At 60.6% G+C, this 13,445-nt stretch carries 18 protein-coding genes; 14 read left to right on the forward strand and 4 right to left on the reverse strand.

Translation table 11 applies throughout. The features are described from left to right. Genes Q7J44_RS21565 through Q7J44_RS21580 form a run of 4 tightly spaced genes read left to right on the forward strand, consistent with a single transcriptional unit; the run spans position 1 to position 2,186 of the window. A complete protein-coding gene (locus tag Q7J44_RS21565; protein ID WP_304883140.1) occupies positions 1–624 on the forward strand; it encodes an isoprenylcysteine carboxylmethyltransferase family protein in 624 nt (207 codons plus the stop codon). Continuing rightward, on the forward strand, positions 621–1,106 hold the full coding sequence (lspA, locus tag Q7J44_RS21570) for a signal peptidase II (RefSeq protein ID WP_304883141.1): 486 nt from the start codon (positions 621–623) through the stop codon (positions 1,104–1,106). Before Q7J44_RS21565 ends, lspA begins: the two co-directional genes overlap by 4 nt. Next, positions 1,093–1,530, forward strand: a complete 438-nt coding sequence (locus tag Q7J44_RS21575) for a disulfide bond formation protein B (protein ID WP_304883142.1) — start codon at positions 1,093–1,095, stop codon at positions 1,528–1,530. Before lspA ends, Q7J44_RS21575 begins: the two co-directional genes overlap by 14 nt. Continuing rightward, on the forward strand, positions 1,527–2,186 hold the full coding sequence (locus Q7J44_RS21580) for a thioredoxin domain-containing protein (RefSeq protein ID WP_304883143.1): 660 nt from the start codon (positions 1,527–1,529) through the stop codon (positions 2,184–2,186). Before Q7J44_RS21575 ends, Q7J44_RS21580 begins: the two co-directional genes overlap by 4 nt. 6 nt (positions 2,187–2,192) lie before the next feature. On the opposite strand, the gene mntR is transcribed toward Q7J44_RS21580, so the two are convergent. Continuing rightward, positions 2,193–2,645: a manganese-binding transcriptional regulator MntR gene (mntR, locus tag Q7J44_RS21585; protein ID WP_304883144.1), complete on the reverse strand. Its 453-nt coding sequence runs from the start codon at positions 2,643–2,645 to the stop codon at positions 2,193–2,195. A 118-nt stretch (positions 2,646–2,763) separates the two neighbouring features. Between mntR and Q7J44_RS21590 the strand changes: the two genes are divergently transcribed. Then, positions 2,764–4,089 carry an Nramp family divalent metal transporter gene (locus tag Q7J44_RS21590; RefSeq protein WP_304883145.1) on the forward strand — a complete coding sequence of 442 codons (1,326 nt, stop codon included), beginning with the start codon at positions 2,764–2,766 and terminating at the stop codon, positions 4,087–4,089. 3 nt (positions 4,090–4,092) lie between these two features. Here the strand turns inward: Q7J44_RS21590 and Q7J44_RS21595 are convergent, their stop codons facing one another. Together Q7J44_RS21595 and Q7J44_RS21600 are read right to left on the reverse strand one after the other, a co-directional pair. After that, on the reverse strand, positions 4,093–4,827 hold the full coding sequence (locus Q7J44_RS21595; RefSeq protein WP_304883146.1) for a cytochrome c biogenesis CcdA family protein: 735 nt from the start codon (positions 4,825–4,827) through the stop codon (positions 4,093–4,095). A 408-nt stretch (positions 4,828–5,235) separates the two neighbouring features. Further along, complete coding sequence (locus tag Q7J44_RS21600; RefSeq protein ID WP_304883147.1) at positions 5,236–5,829, reverse strand: L,D-transpeptidase; 594 nt, start codon at positions 5,827–5,829, stop codon at positions 5,236–5,238. A 267-nt stretch (positions 5,830–6,096) separates the two neighbouring features. On the opposite strand from Q7J44_RS21600, the gene lnt reads away from it, so the two are divergent. The 9 genes from lnt to Q7J44_RS21645 all read left to right on the forward strand — a co-directional run bounded on the left by lnt (position 6,097) and on the right by Q7J44_RS21645 (position 12,592). Next, positions 6,097–7,659: an apolipoprotein N-acyltransferase gene (lnt, locus tag Q7J44_RS21605; protein ID WP_304883148.1), complete on the forward strand. Its 1,563-nt coding sequence runs from the start codon at positions 6,097–6,099 to the stop codon at positions 7,657–7,659. Further along, positions 7,656–7,829 (forward strand): hypothetical protein, encoded by a 174-nt coding sequence (locus Q7J44_RS21610; RefSeq protein WP_304883149.1) that lies wholly within the window; start codon positions 7,656–7,658, stop codon positions 7,827–7,829. The genes lnt and Q7J44_RS21610 overlap by 4 nt, the downstream gene beginning before the upstream one ends. A 104-nt stretch (positions 7,830–7,933) precedes the next feature. After that, positions 7,934–8,527, forward strand: coding sequence for an SCO family protein (locus Q7J44_RS21615; protein ID WP_304883150.1), 594 nt, complete (start codon positions 7,934–7,936; stop codon positions 8,525–8,527). A 3-nt stretch (positions 8,528–8,530) separates the two neighbouring features. Further along, on the forward strand, positions 8,531–9,004 hold the full coding sequence (locus tag Q7J44_RS21620; protein WP_304883151.1) for a copper chaperone PCu(A)C: 474 nt from the start codon (positions 8,531–8,533) through the stop codon (positions 9,002–9,004). Positions 9,005–9,042: 38 nt separating this feature from the next. After that, positions 9,043–9,585 carry an SCO family protein gene (locus tag Q7J44_RS21625; protein WP_304883152.1) on the forward strand — a complete coding sequence of 181 codons (543 nt, stop codon included), beginning with the start codon at positions 9,043–9,045 and terminating at the stop codon, positions 9,583–9,585. Positions 9,586–9,688: 103 nt separating this feature from the next. Beyond that, entirely contained in the window at positions 9,689–10,765 is a 1,077-nt protein-coding gene (locus tag Q7J44_RS21630; RefSeq protein ID WP_304883153.1) for a M23 family metallopeptidase, read from the forward strand. After that, complete coding sequence (locus Q7J44_RS21635; protein WP_304883154.1) at positions 10,762–11,232, forward strand: DUF411 domain-containing protein; 471 nt, start codon at positions 10,762–10,764, stop codon at positions 11,230–11,232. The genes Q7J44_RS21630 and Q7J44_RS21635 overlap by 4 nt, the downstream gene beginning before the upstream one ends. Positions 11,233–11,593: 361 nt before the next feature. Continuing rightward, complete coding sequence (locus Q7J44_RS21640; RefSeq protein ID WP_304883155.1) at positions 11,594–12,145, forward strand: hypothetical protein; 552 nt, start codon at positions 11,594–11,596, stop codon at positions 12,143–12,145. Between the two features lie 54 nt (positions 12,146–12,199). Next, positions 12,200–12,592 (forward strand): hypothetical protein, encoded by a 393-nt coding sequence (locus Q7J44_RS21645; protein WP_370693058.1) that lies wholly within the window; start codon positions 12,200–12,202, stop codon positions 12,590–12,592. Positions 12,593–12,641: 49 nt separating this feature from the next. Here Q7J44_RS21645 and Q7J44_RS21650 read toward each other — a convergent pair whose 3' ends face one another. Next, on the reverse strand, positions 12,642–13,307 hold the full coding sequence (locus Q7J44_RS21650; RefSeq protein WP_304883212.1) for a L,D-transpeptidase: 666 nt from the start codon (positions 13,305–13,307) through the stop codon (positions 12,642–12,644). Between the last annotated feature and the right edge of the window lie 138 nt (positions 13,308–13,445).

Raw genomic sequence — 13,445 nt, forward strand, 5'->3', positions numbered from 1 at the left:
ATGATCTCCGGTTTTGGCTGGGCCGCGCTGGCCCTTCTTTTCGGCTATCTGGCACTGTTCTTCTGGGGCAGCGCCTTGGCCGCACAAGCGGCGGGGCGCCCGGTCTGGCTGTTCGCGCGCGCCACAGGGAGGGACCGCTTGGCAGCGATGGGGTTCCGTATGGCCTTTGCGCTGGCGTTTTTCGGGCCGCTCCTCTGGCTCGCCGTGCCCGGGTTCCACAAGGTCGACTTGCTCTGGACCGAGGGTCGCGCTGTGGTTCTTGGCTTGGTCGGGGTCTTTGTCGCAGGGCTTGGCGCGATGGTGGCTTTTGCCGCGCAGATGTCGATGGGATCATCCTGGCGCGTCGGCGTGGTCGGCGGCGAAACCGGCGATCTGGTCTGCGGCGGGCTCTACCGGTTCAGCCGCAACCCGACGTTTGTGGGGCAAGCGGCACTGCTGGCAGGTGTTGCGATGGCGGTTCCCTCTCTCCCTACCGTCCTCGCCCCAGTCATGTTTCTCTGGTCGGCCAGCACGCAAGTGCGGTCCGAGGAGGCCGCCCTGCGCACGGCAATCGGGCCGGACTATGATCGTTACTCCGCGTCGGTCCCACGCTGGATCGGCATCAAGAGCAAGGCCGTAGAATGACCAGGGTGATGCTGATTTCGCTGATTGTTGCCGCAGTGGTGGCAGACCAGTTGACCAAGACCGCAGCGCTGTCGCTGCTGTCGCAGGGGACTGCGGTCCCGGTCCTGCCGGGCTTCAACCTTTCCCTCGGGTTCAATACCGGCGCGAGCTTTGGCATGATGGGCGGGTTCATGGCGGGTAAGCCCCTTTTGATGGCTGCGCTGACGGGCGCACTGACCATCGCCTTCGCCGTCATGGCATTCCGGGCGCAGCACGCGCTGGAACGGGCAGGTTTTGCGTTGGTCGTGGGGGGCGCGCTTGGCAATATCATCGACAGGTTGCGGCAGGGTGCCGTGACCGATTTCCTTGATCTTTACTGGCGCGACTGGCACTGGCCCACGTTCAACGTCGCCGATATTGCGATCACTCTCGGCGCGGTCCTGATCCTTGCCGCCTCGCTTCCCCTTCGTCGCCGCAAGGAGCCGGTTCTTGACCAAAGCTGACCCGCAGAGCCTGTCGCGTGACGACCTTTCCTTGACCGTCGCTTTCCTGATCGCACTGGCGGGCACGCTTGGCGCGCTCTTTATCGGTGAGGTGCTGGGCCAGATGCCCTGCACCCTCTGCTGGTATCAGCGCATCGCCATGTTCCCTTTGGTGCCGATCCTCGGCATGTCGCTCTGGCGGGGCGACGGGATGGCGCGCGCCTATGGCTTGCCGTTGGCCATCGCCGGGCTCGCGCTTGCGGTATGGCATTCTGGCCTTTACGCAGGGTTCTTGCCTGCGCCGATCGTGCCCTGCACCGAGAATGGCCCCTCCTGTACCGGCGAGGCGCAGATGATTCTTGGCCTGCCGATCCCCTATCTTTCCGTGGTCGCCTTCGCAGCGATCCTTACCTGCCTCCTCTTGCCGAAAGGACAACGCCCATGAACCGCCGCACTCTTCTGATCGGGGCCTCTGCACTCGGGCTTGCCGCCTTCGCAGGCGGCGCCATCGTCCTGAACCGTCGCCGCGCGGCCGAGGCAGAGGCGGTGGCCGCCGCCACGCCAACTGAGGATCAGGCGCTTTTGGTCCGGGAGTACTCCCCGAGCTTTGGCCCCGCCGACGCGCCGGTCACGCTGGTCGAGTTCTTCGATCCCTCCTGCGAGGCCTGCCGTGCCTACCACCCGGTGGTGCAGGAAATCCGGCGGCAGTTTCCGACGCAGGTCCGCGTCGTGCTGCGCTACACCGTCTTCCATGAAGGCTCGGACGAGGCTGTGCGCATCCTCGAGGCTGCGCGGATGCAGGACAAGTTCGAGCCGGTGCTGGACGCACTTCTGGAACAACAGCCCGGCTGGGCTGTTCATGGCTCGCCCGAGATGGATGTCGCCTGGGAAATCGCTGGGTCCGCAGGTCTCGATCTGGAGAAGGCGGAAACAGACCAGTTCTTTCCGGGGATCACCGGCATCCTGAACCAGGACGCGGCCGATGTGGAAGCCCTGGCCATTCGCCAGACGCCGACCTTCTTTCTGAACGGAAAGCGGTTGGAGAACTTCAGCGCAGACAGCCTGATCGCCGATGTGCGGTTCGCGGTCGAGAATTCCTGACAGCGCTCAGGGCCGGTTGGCGAAGGAAGAAAACAGGGCCAGTGTCCGTTCGCTGACATGGTGCTCGATGCCTTCGGCATCGCGTTCCGCTGTCTCGGTGTCAAGGCCGAGGCTGATGAGAAAGCGCAAGACGATCTCGTGCCGCCGCCGGCATTCTTTGGCCAGTGCGCGGCCCGCCTCTGTCAGAAAGACCGACCGATACTTCGCGCGGGTGATCAGCCCCTCGCGCGCGAGACGGTCGAGAGTCTTGCTCACGGTCGGCACCTTCACGCCAAGCCGGGCGGCGATGTCCACCGGGCGCGCCTCGCCCTGATCGTGGATCAGTTCGGCGATCAGCTCGACATAGTCCTCGGCCAGTTCATTGCGCCGGGCTTCGCGGACACCTTGAAACGCCCCGGCGCGCAGATCCGCAGGCCGGTCATCCGAGGTGGCTTGGGTTTCAGGATCGAGCTCTGTCATCCGTTCAGTGTCGCACGGGATGGATTGACAAGTAAAGGCGTGGGGCAGAATGTTAGCAGTGTCTAACTTTATGCGCCGCGTCTTGTTTGGCGTGGTCAAGCCCGGAGTGCCAAGAGTCATGACGACCAATGCCTGGCGGCAAGAAAGCGAAACGCCGTCGCTTTCCGAAGTTTTCCGCACCATCGCGGTTGGGAACGGTGGCACCAGCCGGTTCCGCCGGTTCCTCGCCTTCATTGGTCCCGGCTATCTGGTGGCAGTGGGCTATATGGACCCCGGCAACTGGGCGACCTCGCTGGCGGGTGGGGCGGCTTTTGGCTACACGTTGCTGTTCGTCGCACTGCTATCGAACATCATGGCGATCCTGCTGCAATCGCTGTGTGCCAGGCTTGCGGTCGCCTCGGGCCGCGATCTGGCACAGGCCTGCCGCGATGCCTTCCCGAAATGGATGTCAGTCCCGCTCTGGATCTTCGCAGAGCTCGCCATCATCGCCACGGACCTGGCCGAGGTGATCGGCACCGCGATCGGCCTGAACCTCTTGTTCGGCATTCCGCTGGAGATTGGCATCTTCATCACCGCCGCCGACGTGTTCCTGATATTGTGGCTGCAGAACAAGGGGTTCCGCTGGATCGAGGCGTTGATCATCTCGCTCACGGCGCTGATCGCCGCCTGCTTTGTCGTGCTGATCGCGCAGGCCGATCCGGTCTGGGGCGAGGTCATCGCAGGCTTTGCCCCAAGCCGCGAGATTTTCAACAACCCGACGATGCTTTACCTGGCGCTTGGCATTATCGGGGCGACGGTCATGCCGCATAACCTATACCTGCATTCGGGCATCGTGCAGACTCGCGCCTTCGGGCTTGATCTTCCGTCCAAACGCGAGGCGCTGAGGTTGGCGACTTGGGACAGCACCATCGCACTGATGTTCGCGCTGACGATCAATGCATCGATCCTGATCCTGGCCGCTGCTGCCTTCTACACGGTGGGGCAAAACGACGTAGCCGAAATTGACAAGGCGCATCTGTTGCTGGAGCCCTTGCTCGGTTCGTCGCTCGCGCCGGTCCTGTTCGGCGTGGCGCTCTTGTGCGCGGGGCTGAACTCCACTGTAACCGCTACCATGGCCGGGCAGATCGTGATGGAAGGTTTCATCAACCTGCGCATCGCGCCTTGGGCGCGGCGCCTGATCACACGGGGCCTTGCCATCATCCCGGCGATCTTCGTGATCCTGCTCTACGGCAGCGGTGGTGTGGGGGAGCTTTTGATCCTGAGCCAGGTGGTGCTGTCATTCCAGCTTCCCTTCGCCATCGTTCCCTTGGTGATGTTCACCGCCAGCCGCGCCAAGATGGGCGAACTCGTAGCGCCCCGCTGGCTGACCGGCCTCTGTTGGCTGATTGCGGCCCTGATCATCGTGCTGAACGTGAACCTGCTGTCGACAGTACTCTTGGGCTGACCCTCAGCCGATCGTTCCCAAAACAGGGAAGGTTTCCAGCAGCCAGAAGGCAATACCCGTAATTTGCCCGGTCATTACGGCGAAGCCCATGGCGATCATGACAACGCCCGCTACCCGATGAAGCCAGAGACTTGCACGACCAAGACGCCTTATTCGTTCAGTCAGTTCATTCGTGAAAGCTGCGAGCAATAGGAACGGGACGCCGAGACCGGCAGAATACACAGTCAAAAGAGCTATTCCATCTGCGCCCGAGGCAGCACTCACCGTCAAGATCGACCCCAGAACCGGCCCAATGCAAGGCGTCCAGCCGAAAGCAAAAGCCAGTCCAAGCAAATAGGCCCCGAGAGGATTTCCACCTTTTGCATCAAATGTGAATCGCGTGTCACGGAGCAGGATGCCCGGCCGTATAAGCCCGGTCATGACCAATCCAAACACTATGATTAGCGCACCCCCGACAATACCGAGCTCGTACTTCCATTGCAAAAGCAAGCCACCGAGAAGGCTGGCACCTGCACCCAATGAGATAAATACGGTCGAAAAACCCATGACGAAGTACAGGCTCAAGAGCAGGCTATGCAGGCGAGTTCTCATCTGTGCTTTTTCGCGCGAACTTGGCCCCGGTTGCCCTGCTATGTAGGAAACATAGCCAGGAGCGAGCGGCAGTACGCACGGAGATAAGAATGACAGAGCCCCTCCCAAAAAGGCCACGAGGACCCCGACGCCAGAAATTTCGAACATGCGCCCTGCTCACTTTCGACAGATTGAATTATATGCTATCTCCCGCCATTCGATGACGTCAGCTTGAGAGTTCGCTAACACCTCTAGCAACTTGAGCTGCAAGCGAGTTCTCTTTTTCGTGGCTTGGGAGTCAAAGTTGCGCTGGTCGCGGGAAATCGTCCTCGCCAACATGGCTCGTCGAGCGCTTCGTGAAAAAAAATGGAAAGTTCTGTGCTTTCTGCATCGCCGTCCCATTGCCTGAACGCGGACGGGTTTTCACAATTACGTTACGTCAACTCGCCGCATTTGCAACCACAGGCCGCAGAAAAAAACCTTCAAGCAAAGAGAGCGTCAAACTGGAGCAAACCACGGTCAGCCAATTGCTACACAAACCCTCGCTATAAGGTGCGACAGCCTTCCTCTTGGTCGTCAGATCAGCAGTACCTGAGTGCCGACCTGTGCCAAATCGTACAGTTCAATGACATGCTCGTTGTAGAGGCCGATGCACCCGTTCGATGATCTGCGACCGATCTTCCGGGTATCATGGGTGCCGTGGATCAAATAGGCAGGCCATGACAGATACATTCCGCGGACACCAAGCGGGTTGTCCTTGGATCCGCCTTCGACCATCTTTGGCCAGTCCGGGTTGCGCTCGAGCATGGATGCCGTCGGACGCCACGGTGGGTTCACGGCTTTGCGGACAATTTCGGTCCGCCCGAGCCGCGTCAGTTCCTCGGACAGAGGGACAGACGTGGGGTAAAGGAGGTAGATCGACTGATCCTCTGACCAATAATGCAGTGCGCGTGACTTGGTGTCCGCCAGAATCGCACCACCCTTAGTATTCTCAAAATAGTCCCGCCACTGAGGCATCCGGAAGCTGGACACGTTGTTCCGCACGCTGCCGGATACAGGAGCCTGAAACTCAGTCGTGCCGTCCTGTGCCAAGGCTGGTAGGGCCGCAAGAGATGCCATCCCGACTGCTCCGCCCATCAAAGCCCGTCGCCCGATCCGATCATCGGCCATGCATCACTCCTTCATCTAGGTTTCGGAATGGTGAGTAACGATCTCTTGCCAGCGGGACAAATCAAAGAACCGTTAGCGGCGCATGGTTTGAGCCGGAAGCTCTACAAGCACGACGCCGTTCATCTTGCGTGGCTTCAGATCGCCCCATGGAAGTCGCCCAACATTTCTCGACACTCTGACAATGCCGTGATCTGTCAACCAAAGCGTTGCACCTCTAGTAGCTAGAGCAATTAACCCTCACCCCTCAAGACGGGGGCTTTCGCAGGATTGATCACTTCAGATGCTCATCCCTTTTCCGGCGGTAAGCTGCTTCAAGGTCTGCCTGGTTTGGGCATGGCGCTGGCCGTTGGCGCCGCACTTGTCCTAGCCTTGCCGCCATATTCGATCCTGCCCTTTGCGCTGATCGCCTTCGCAGTGCTGGCAATTATGTTGCGTGGCGCGTCATGGCCTATCGCGTTTCGACTGGGATATCTGTTTGGCTTGGGCCAATTCGTGCCCGGGCTTTTCTGGATCACCGAAAGTTTTCAGGTCGAGGCGGATCGGTTTGGATGGTTGGCTTTGCCAGCCGTGTTCGGCCTTGCAGCTCTGCTGGCAGTGTTTCCGGCTCTTGCCTGCGCCCTTGCCGCCCGTATGGCGCGCGCCGGATTGCCGCTCTCGCTTTCGCTTGCGACAGGCTGGACCGGCCTTGAATGGCTGCGGGGGCATGTTCTGACGGGATTTCCTTGGAACCTTGCTGCCTACACGCTGGCCGACTGGTTGCCTTTCGCGCAGGTGGCCTCCCTGGTCGGCAGCTATGGGCTGGGGTTCCTCTTGGTGCTTTGTTCAGCTCTGACAGGGCTGGCTTTCCGTACGCCCGACCGCAGATTGCAGGTCGTCCGTTTCGCCAGCGCCGCTGCGATTGCGGTCACCGTCGCTGGTTTCGGTCTTGCGCGCCTGACCTTGTCAGATCCCCCGTCGGAGCGCGGCGCTCAAATCCGCGTCGTGCAACCGAACATCGCGCAAAACGCCAAGTGGGATGAAGGATCCCGGAAAGCCAACATCCTGCAGCTTCTGGCTCTTTCTGCGCGCCCGGGCGACTACGATATCCTGCTTTGGCCCGAAACAGCTTGGCCGGGGTTTCTTGCAGAAGACACAGGGGCCCGCGTCATACTTGGCTGGCTTTTGCCGGATACCACGGTCTTGCTGGCGGGCAGTCCCGAGCGGGAAGTAACAGCCACCGGAACGGCGTACCGAAACTCTGTGCTCGCCGTCGCGCCTGACGGCTCTGTCCTGACGCGCTATGCCAAACATCACCTTGTCCCCTTCGGTGAATACGTTCCATGGCGGAGTGTTTTGCCATTCCAGCGTCTCGTCGAATCTCTCGGGGATTTTTCGCCCGGTCCGGGGCCCCGCACCATCGCATTCGGCCCTCATCCTTACCCTGGCATCGCGATCTGCTACGAGATCATCTTTCCCGGGCATGTTGTCGATGATGCCATCCGACCGGACTGGATATTCAATGCAACCAACGACGCTTGGTTCGGTGCTTCCATTGGTCCAAAGCAACATCTGGCTTCAGCCCGGATGCGGGCCATCGAAGAGGGGCTTCCACTCGTGCGAGCCGCGAATACGGGAATCTCGGCAGTGGTCGATGCCTACGGCGAGACACTGGCGATGCTGGACATCGAGACTTCTGGCGTAATCGACATGCGCTTGCCGAGGCGCCTACCACCGACCCCCTACGCCCGTCTCGGCGACTGGTCCGTGCTTCTTCTTATACTTGTCTCTTGGGGGGGGTTCGCCTTCTGGGGTTGGCGGAAAAAGACTATCCTGAAAGGACAACGTACATGATCGGACCGATTTTTGGGATCGTCGGATTCCTGTGTGGCTACTATGTCGCCCGACAGCGCGGCGGCAAGCCACTTGACCGCTTGCAGTATGCCGCAGGCTTCGCCATCGCTTTCGGGCTGTTCGGCACCCTCCTTGGCATCGCCCTCGCCAGGTTTCTTGGGGCGGCCTGATCGGCGAAACCTTGCCGATCCTGAAATCCTCACCTCTTTGTCGGTTGAACCTCTAGTTACTCGAGGTTCTAGACGGCACTCTGTTCTCATTGTCTGGGCTGTTCATGCGTCTTCGTTCTCTTCAGATCATCCTTTGGATCGCCGCGACTGCGGCGGTCGTCGCGTTCTCGGCGATGCGGTGGTGGCCCGCAACGGACGAGAGCGCCGCAGCAGCTTCAGCCTTCAGTCCTGCCTTCGCGCTTGCGGACAGCGAAGGCAGCATCCGCACGACTGCCGAATTCCGCGGAAAGTTCCTGTTGGTGTTCTTCGGCTTTACAAGCTGCCCGGATGTCTGTCCGACGACGCTCGCCGAAGTCGCGCAGGTCATGGATGATCTTGGATCTGACGCGGGATCGGTGCAGCCGATTTTCATTTCGATCGATCCTGAACGGGACAGGCGTCTGGGGCTGGCCGACTACACCAAGGCCTTTCATCCAGCGATCCTCGGTCTGGCCGGAAGCGAGGCGGAAACACAGTCTGCGGCCGCAAGTTTCAAGATTTTCTACGAGCGGGAGGCCGACACCTCGTCGCCGGATGGCTACACTATGGCGCATACCTCGGGCCTCTACTTGATCGGCCCGGATGGCGAGTGGCTGCGTCAATTCACCTACGGCACACCTGCGGCCGACATCCTTTCCGACCTTCAATCGAGATTCTGACCCATGAAACACTTCCTTCTTGCCGCAGCTCTGATCCTGACCGCGCCTGCCGCCATGGCCTGCGAGACTGTAACCATCGGTGATCTGACCATTGAACACGCCTGGTCCAAGGCAACGATCGGCGCGGGGCGTCCCGGCGTCTTCTATGTGGAGATGAAGAACACCGGATCGACCGACGACGCGCTGGTTGGCATCGCGACGCCCGCGGCTGGTATGCCGATGTTGCACGAGACTGTGGTTCAGGATGGCATCGCATCAATGCCGCATGCGATGTCGATCCCCATACCGGCCGGCCAGAACGTGCAGCTTTCGCCTGGTGGATACCATGGCATGCTGATGGGGCTGACCACCGCCCTCAAGGAGGGCGACAGCTTCCCGGTTACCCTGTCCTTCGAAAAGGCCGGTGAGGTTACCGTGAATGTCGACGTCCTGTCCTTGCGTGCGGAGGGTCCGGATTGCGCCGACGCAGGGCAATAATCCTCGGTGCTGGAGGGGCAGTCGGAGCCGTCGCCTTCATGCTGGGCGTCGGGGCCTATCGCACGCGCAAGCAGCCAACCCGCAGCGAGCTCCTTCCCTTGCCAATCGGCGAGATGTCCTGGACATTGACCGATCACCGTGGCCGATCCGTCAGACCCGCCGAGTGGGCCGGTCGCCCGGTCATGGTGTTCTTTGGCTTCACGTGGTGCCCGGACGTCTGTCCAACCACACTAAGCGACATATCTCTCTGGCTCGAAGAAATAGGTGCTGACGCCGATCGAATGATTGTCGCGTTGATTTCGGTCGATCCGGAGCGGGACACGCCAGACGTCCTTTCCGACTACGTCGGCAATTTCGATCCACGCATCATGGGGCTGACGGGATCTGCTGACGAGGTCGCGCAGGCCGCCGCAGATTTTCGCGCAACCTATCGCCGCGTCGCCAAGGACGCCGGTGACTACACGATGGACCATACCGCCGGTGTGTTCCTGTTCCACGCCGATGGGCGCTTCGCCAGCATCATCGACTTTCACGAGGACCGGCGCTTCGCCGTTCCCAAAATCCGCCGAACCCTCAGTTGAAAGGTCATTCTGCCAGATGATCCGCTCCGCATTTCTGATCCTTGCTCTCGCGTCATTCGCCCCGCTCCAAGCAGTGGCCGATCCTCCGACGGCGCATTTGCCCATGGCATTCGAAGCCACAATCGAACCCGGTGACACTTTGGACAGTGTCCTTGGTCACTCAGGAATCCCCGCGACGATCCGGGCAGAAGCCGCACTGGCTCTTTCGGGAGTCTATGACCTGACCGACCTGCGACCTGGTCACCGAATCGAATGGACTGCGGCGTCCGGGGATCCAGCATCGCTGACACGCCTGTCGCTCTTCGTGGAAGATGGTGTGGAGATCGCTCTCACCTTCGACGGGCCGATCGCGGCACGACGGCTTGACCCACCGATTCGTGAGACAGACCGGCGGGAGACCTTGACCCTCGACGGAACCCTTTACGACGCCTTGATGGCGCGAAATGCACCGGAACGCTTTGCGGTTGACCTTACGGCACTTCTTGCAGGCCAGGTCGATTTCAGGCGCGACCTCAAAGGTGGAGAGACCTTCGCGCTGGTCTGGCAGGAAGATCAGCTTCCCGATGGCAGCATCGCGGGAGAGCCGCGCCTGAGTTACGCTCGGCTGGAGCTTACTGATCGCGTCCTCGAACTCGTCGCGACCGAAGCTGCCGGCCCGGTCATCGTCTTTGAAGATGGCGAAGCCGTGCAGCGTTCAGCGGCACCCATCCTTGGCGCACGACTGTCGTCCGTCTTTGGGCGCCGGAACCATCCCGTGTTGGGTGGGGTTCGCATGCATACCGGGATTGATTACGCGGCACCCGTGGGAACCGAAGTCTCGGCGACCGGCGCCGGGCGGGTGACCTTTGCGGGTACGATCCGTGGCTACGGCACCACGATCGACATCGATCACGGCGGTGGGGTGGTCACGCGATATGCACATCTGTCTGAAATTGCCGAAGACGTTCGCGTGGGGTCGCGGGTCAAGGCGGGAGACGAGATTGGCGCGGTCGGCGCGACAGGGCTCGTGAGCGGCCCCAACCTTCACTACGAAGTCCGTGTCGACGGCAGACCGGTCGATCCTAAAGACCAGGACGCCTTGCCGGAGCAGGAGATTGCTACCGCTGCGGACCTTGATGCACTCGCCACCTGGCGCAGCGAAACCGGCTTCATGCCAACAACTGACGGGGAACGTGGATGAAAAGGTGTTTTATCGGTCGCCGTGAACTCATGCTTGCATCAGCAGCCTTCGCCCTGGCCCCTGCCGCCAGGGCAGAGGAAGAACCACCGATCCATGTCGTGAAAGGGCGCGGTTGCGAGTGCTGCGAGGCATGGGTGGATTACTTGCGGGAGCAAGGCTTCACGGTTACGGATGAGGTGTCGATGGGAACGCTGCTGATCCGCTTCAAGATGGACCAGGGCATTCCAGCAAAGGCATTTTCCTGCCACACGGGGACCGTTGACGGCTATGCCCTCGAAGGCCATGTCCCGGCTGCGGACATCCGAAGGTTGCTCGACGAGCGTCCTGATGCAGTTGGTCTTGCCGTACCCGGCATGCCTTACGGCTCCCCCGGCATGGGATCAGAAGACAGTCGGGACGCCTATGACGTCCTGCTGGTTGGCCGGGATGGCAGCCTGGAAGTTTTTACAAGCTATCCGGCAGCGTGACCTGAACGATGACCGGGTCAGCTCAGCCTGTGCGGCTTTTCATATCCACGCAGGAAATGGCGTCCGGTCACGTTATTTTGACTAACCGGGGTTGTAGCATTGGGGGCATATGATCGTTCTATGCGAATGCCGTTGCTCATCGCCTAGCTATCCTTGGGTTCTAGGTGAAGCGCATCTTGTGAATATGCTGTCCAACACCGGGACCGCATTCTAGCATAAAATTGCCGTGGCTGTGCCAACACCAAAGGCCACGGGGGGGGGCAGCTTCGCCTTCAGGCGCTTGCGGGCGCAATTGTCAGCTGCCGGTGGCGCTTGGCTTGATGTTTTATCCGGCGATGCGCGGGGTCGGGCCGGGGGGGGTATGAACTTCCTGCTCGCCCTTACTGTGGGCCTGCTGGCCTTCCTGCTCATCGATATGACGTCCGAGGCGCTGGAGCTTGCAGCCAGTGCCGCCGCGTTGTTCCAGAGATCTGCCATGGTCTGGCTGGCTGGCTTTGCGAGTTTCCTGTTGCTGATGGCCATCGGTGGGGCGTTCGCCGCCGGATCGGCGGGGCTTGGCACCTTCCTCGTCCTCGGATTTGCACTGCACAATGTGACGGATGCGATTGGTATTGCTGCACCGATGCTGCGTGTCCGGCCACCACTTTGGACCTTTGCTGCCCTGACGCTTTTGGCTGGCGGCCCGGCTGTGCTGGGAATGTGGGCGGGCAGCCTAGCCTATGCGCCGCAGTGGTCGGCATTGGCACTGGCCGTCGAAGCAGGTGCGATCCTGCAGGTCATGGTCGAGGTCACCGCCTACCTCATGCGCCAGAATTCTGACCGGCAAGCCGTGCTGTTTGCTACCGCTATTCTTGCCGGTTTTCTTGCTGGGCTCGCGTTCATGTATGCCACGGCGGCCCTGATCAAGGTATAGTCGTCGCAGCCTTGGGCCAAAGCCGCCCATGCCGGATAAGGAACGCGACAGAACATGAAACAAGGATATTCTATGCGACCGAGCAGTATTAACAGATCAGCGATCACAACCGAGGACTTCGCGATGATAAACCGAACCCCGCCCGTGGCTTTGAAACAGTTGCGACCGATTTGTCTTGCGATTGGGTTTCTGGCACTTGGGGCCTGCACCGTCCCGATCAATCAGGCAACTGACAAGACGACTGGGTTTCTCAAGGAGCTGCCGGAAGGGGTCGCCCTGATTGCGGCACCGTATCAGAACCTGCAGGAAGTGATCCTGAAACCTGAAGACGGCTGCTATTGGTACCGCCATGTCGGACCGGTTGAGACGACGATGTTGCCGCTGCGATCGGTCAGGGGCAGGCCGATTTGCACCGACGTTGCAGCCAAAACAGCATCGGTGGGCTGATCCAAAAAGTTCCGTTGGCAGCCCCAAACGCGCAAATGAGCGGTGTCCGTTACAGGGTCGTCGCCACATTCCCTTCTTCGGCGGGGTAGAGATGCGCCGTTACGCCAGCCTCGACCTGATCGAACAGATCGTTGATATGTGGCATGACCATGCGCACACAGCCCGAACTGGCGCGGCTTCCGATTGAACCAGGAAGCGGAGAGCCATGAATTCGCAGATAGGTGTCGCGCTCGCCGACAAAGAGATAGAGCGCGCGGGATCCCAAGGCATTTGCCGGACCGGGGGCCATCCCATCCACATACTTTGCATAGATTTCCGGCTCACGCTCAATCATGGCGGGGGTCGGCGTCCAGCTTGGCCATTTCGCCTTGCGGCGGATCGTGTAAGTTCCGGGCTCGTACAGACCATCCCGGCCGATGGCGACGCCGTAGCGCATGGCCGTTCCATCAGCCTGAATATGGTAGAGATACCTCGCGATCGCGTCGACATGGATATCACCAGCTACAAACCCCGCTCGCGCTTCGACACGGGTCGGCAGCAGGCGCGGGTGCAACCCCCATGGATTGGTCGTTGCAGCATCATAGCCCGGCGGAGTAACCTCCGCATCCCAGGCCGCCCACTGATCTTGCAGATGCGACGCAGCGAACACCGGGGCGGAAATCGGTGCCGAAAACAGCGCGGCTGTGGTTGCAATGAAATGGCGTCGTGTGAACATTGGCTTCGCTTTCTTCAAATTATAGCAGCGCAAATCCTTCGATTGAGCACGTATCGTGAAGTACGCAGTCGGCAAAGCGGTACTGTTGTCCAGTCAAGTCTATGTGACCTACGGCCTCGCGTCGCAGTCTTCATCGCA

Source organism: Pseudotabrizicola sp., from assembly GCF_030656345.1.
Lineage (GTDB): Bacteria > Pseudomonadota > Alphaproteobacteria > Rhodobacterales > Rhodobacteraceae > Pseudotabrizicola.

Excerpts from the sequence above, each read along its gene's own strand:
- Q7J44_RS21645 (WP_370693058.1), top strand. The coding sequence starts at position 12,200 with ATGAAACAAGGATATTCTATGCGACCGAGCAGTATTAACAGATCAGCG.
- Q7J44_RS21635 (WP_304883154.1), top strand. The coding sequence starts at position 10,762 with ATGAAAAGGTGTTTTATCGGTCGCCGTGAACTCATGCTTGCATCAGCA.
- Q7J44_RS21640 (WP_304883155.1), top strand. The coding sequence starts at position 11,594 with ATGAACTTCCTGCTCGCCCTTACTGTGGGCCTGCTGGCCTTCCTGCTC.
- mntR (WP_304883144.1), bottom strand. The coding sequence starts at position 2,645 with ATGACAGAGCTCGATCCTGAAACCCAAGCCACCTCGGATGACCGGCCT.
- Q7J44_RS21620 (WP_304883151.1), top strand. The coding sequence starts at position 8,531 with ATGAAACACTTCCTTCTTGCCGCAGCTCTGATCCTGACCGCGCCTGCC.
- Q7J44_RS21590 (WP_304883145.1), top strand. The coding sequence starts at position 2,764 with ATGACGACCAATGCCTGGCGGCAAGAAAGCGAAACGCCGTCGCTTTCC.
- Q7J44_RS21595 (WP_304883146.1), bottom strand. The coding sequence starts at position 4,827 with ATGTTCGAAATTTCTGGCGTCGGGGTCCTCGTGGCCTTTTTGGGAGGG.
- Q7J44_RS21650 (WP_304883212.1), bottom strand. The coding sequence starts at position 13,307 with ATGTTCACACGACGCCATTTCATTGCAACCACAGCCGCGCTGTTTTCG.
- Q7J44_RS21625 (WP_304883152.1), top strand. The coding sequence starts at position 9,043 with ATGCTGGGCGTCGGGGCCTATCGCACGCGCAAGCAGCCAACCCGCAGC.
- Q7J44_RS21610 (WP_304883149.1), top strand. The coding sequence starts at position 7,656 with ATGATCGGACCGATTTTTGGGATCGTCGGATTCCTGTGTGGCTACTAT.
- Q7J44_RS21580 (WP_304883143.1), top strand. The coding sequence starts at position 1,527 with ATGAACCGCCGCACTCTTCTGATCGGGGCCTCTGCACTCGGGCTTGCC.
- Q7J44_RS21630 (WP_304883153.1), top strand. The coding sequence starts at position 9,689 with ATGGCATTCGAAGCCACAATCGAACCCGGTGACACTTTGGACAGTGTC.
- Q7J44_RS21600 (WP_304883147.1), bottom strand. The coding sequence starts at position 5,829 with ATGGCCGATGATCGGATCGGGCGACGGGCTTTGATGGGCGGAGCAGTC.
- lspA (WP_304883141.1), top strand. The coding sequence starts at position 621 with ATGACCAGGGTGATGCTGATTTCGCTGATTGTTGCCGCAGTGGTGGCA.
- Q7J44_RS21615 (WP_304883150.1), top strand. The coding sequence starts at position 7,934 with ATGCGTCTTCGTTCTCTTCAGATCATCCTTTGGATCGCCGCGACTGCG.
- Q7J44_RS21565 (WP_304883140.1), top strand. The coding sequence starts at position 1 with ATGATCTCCGGTTTTGGCTGGGCCGCGCTGGCCCTTCTTTTCGGCTAT.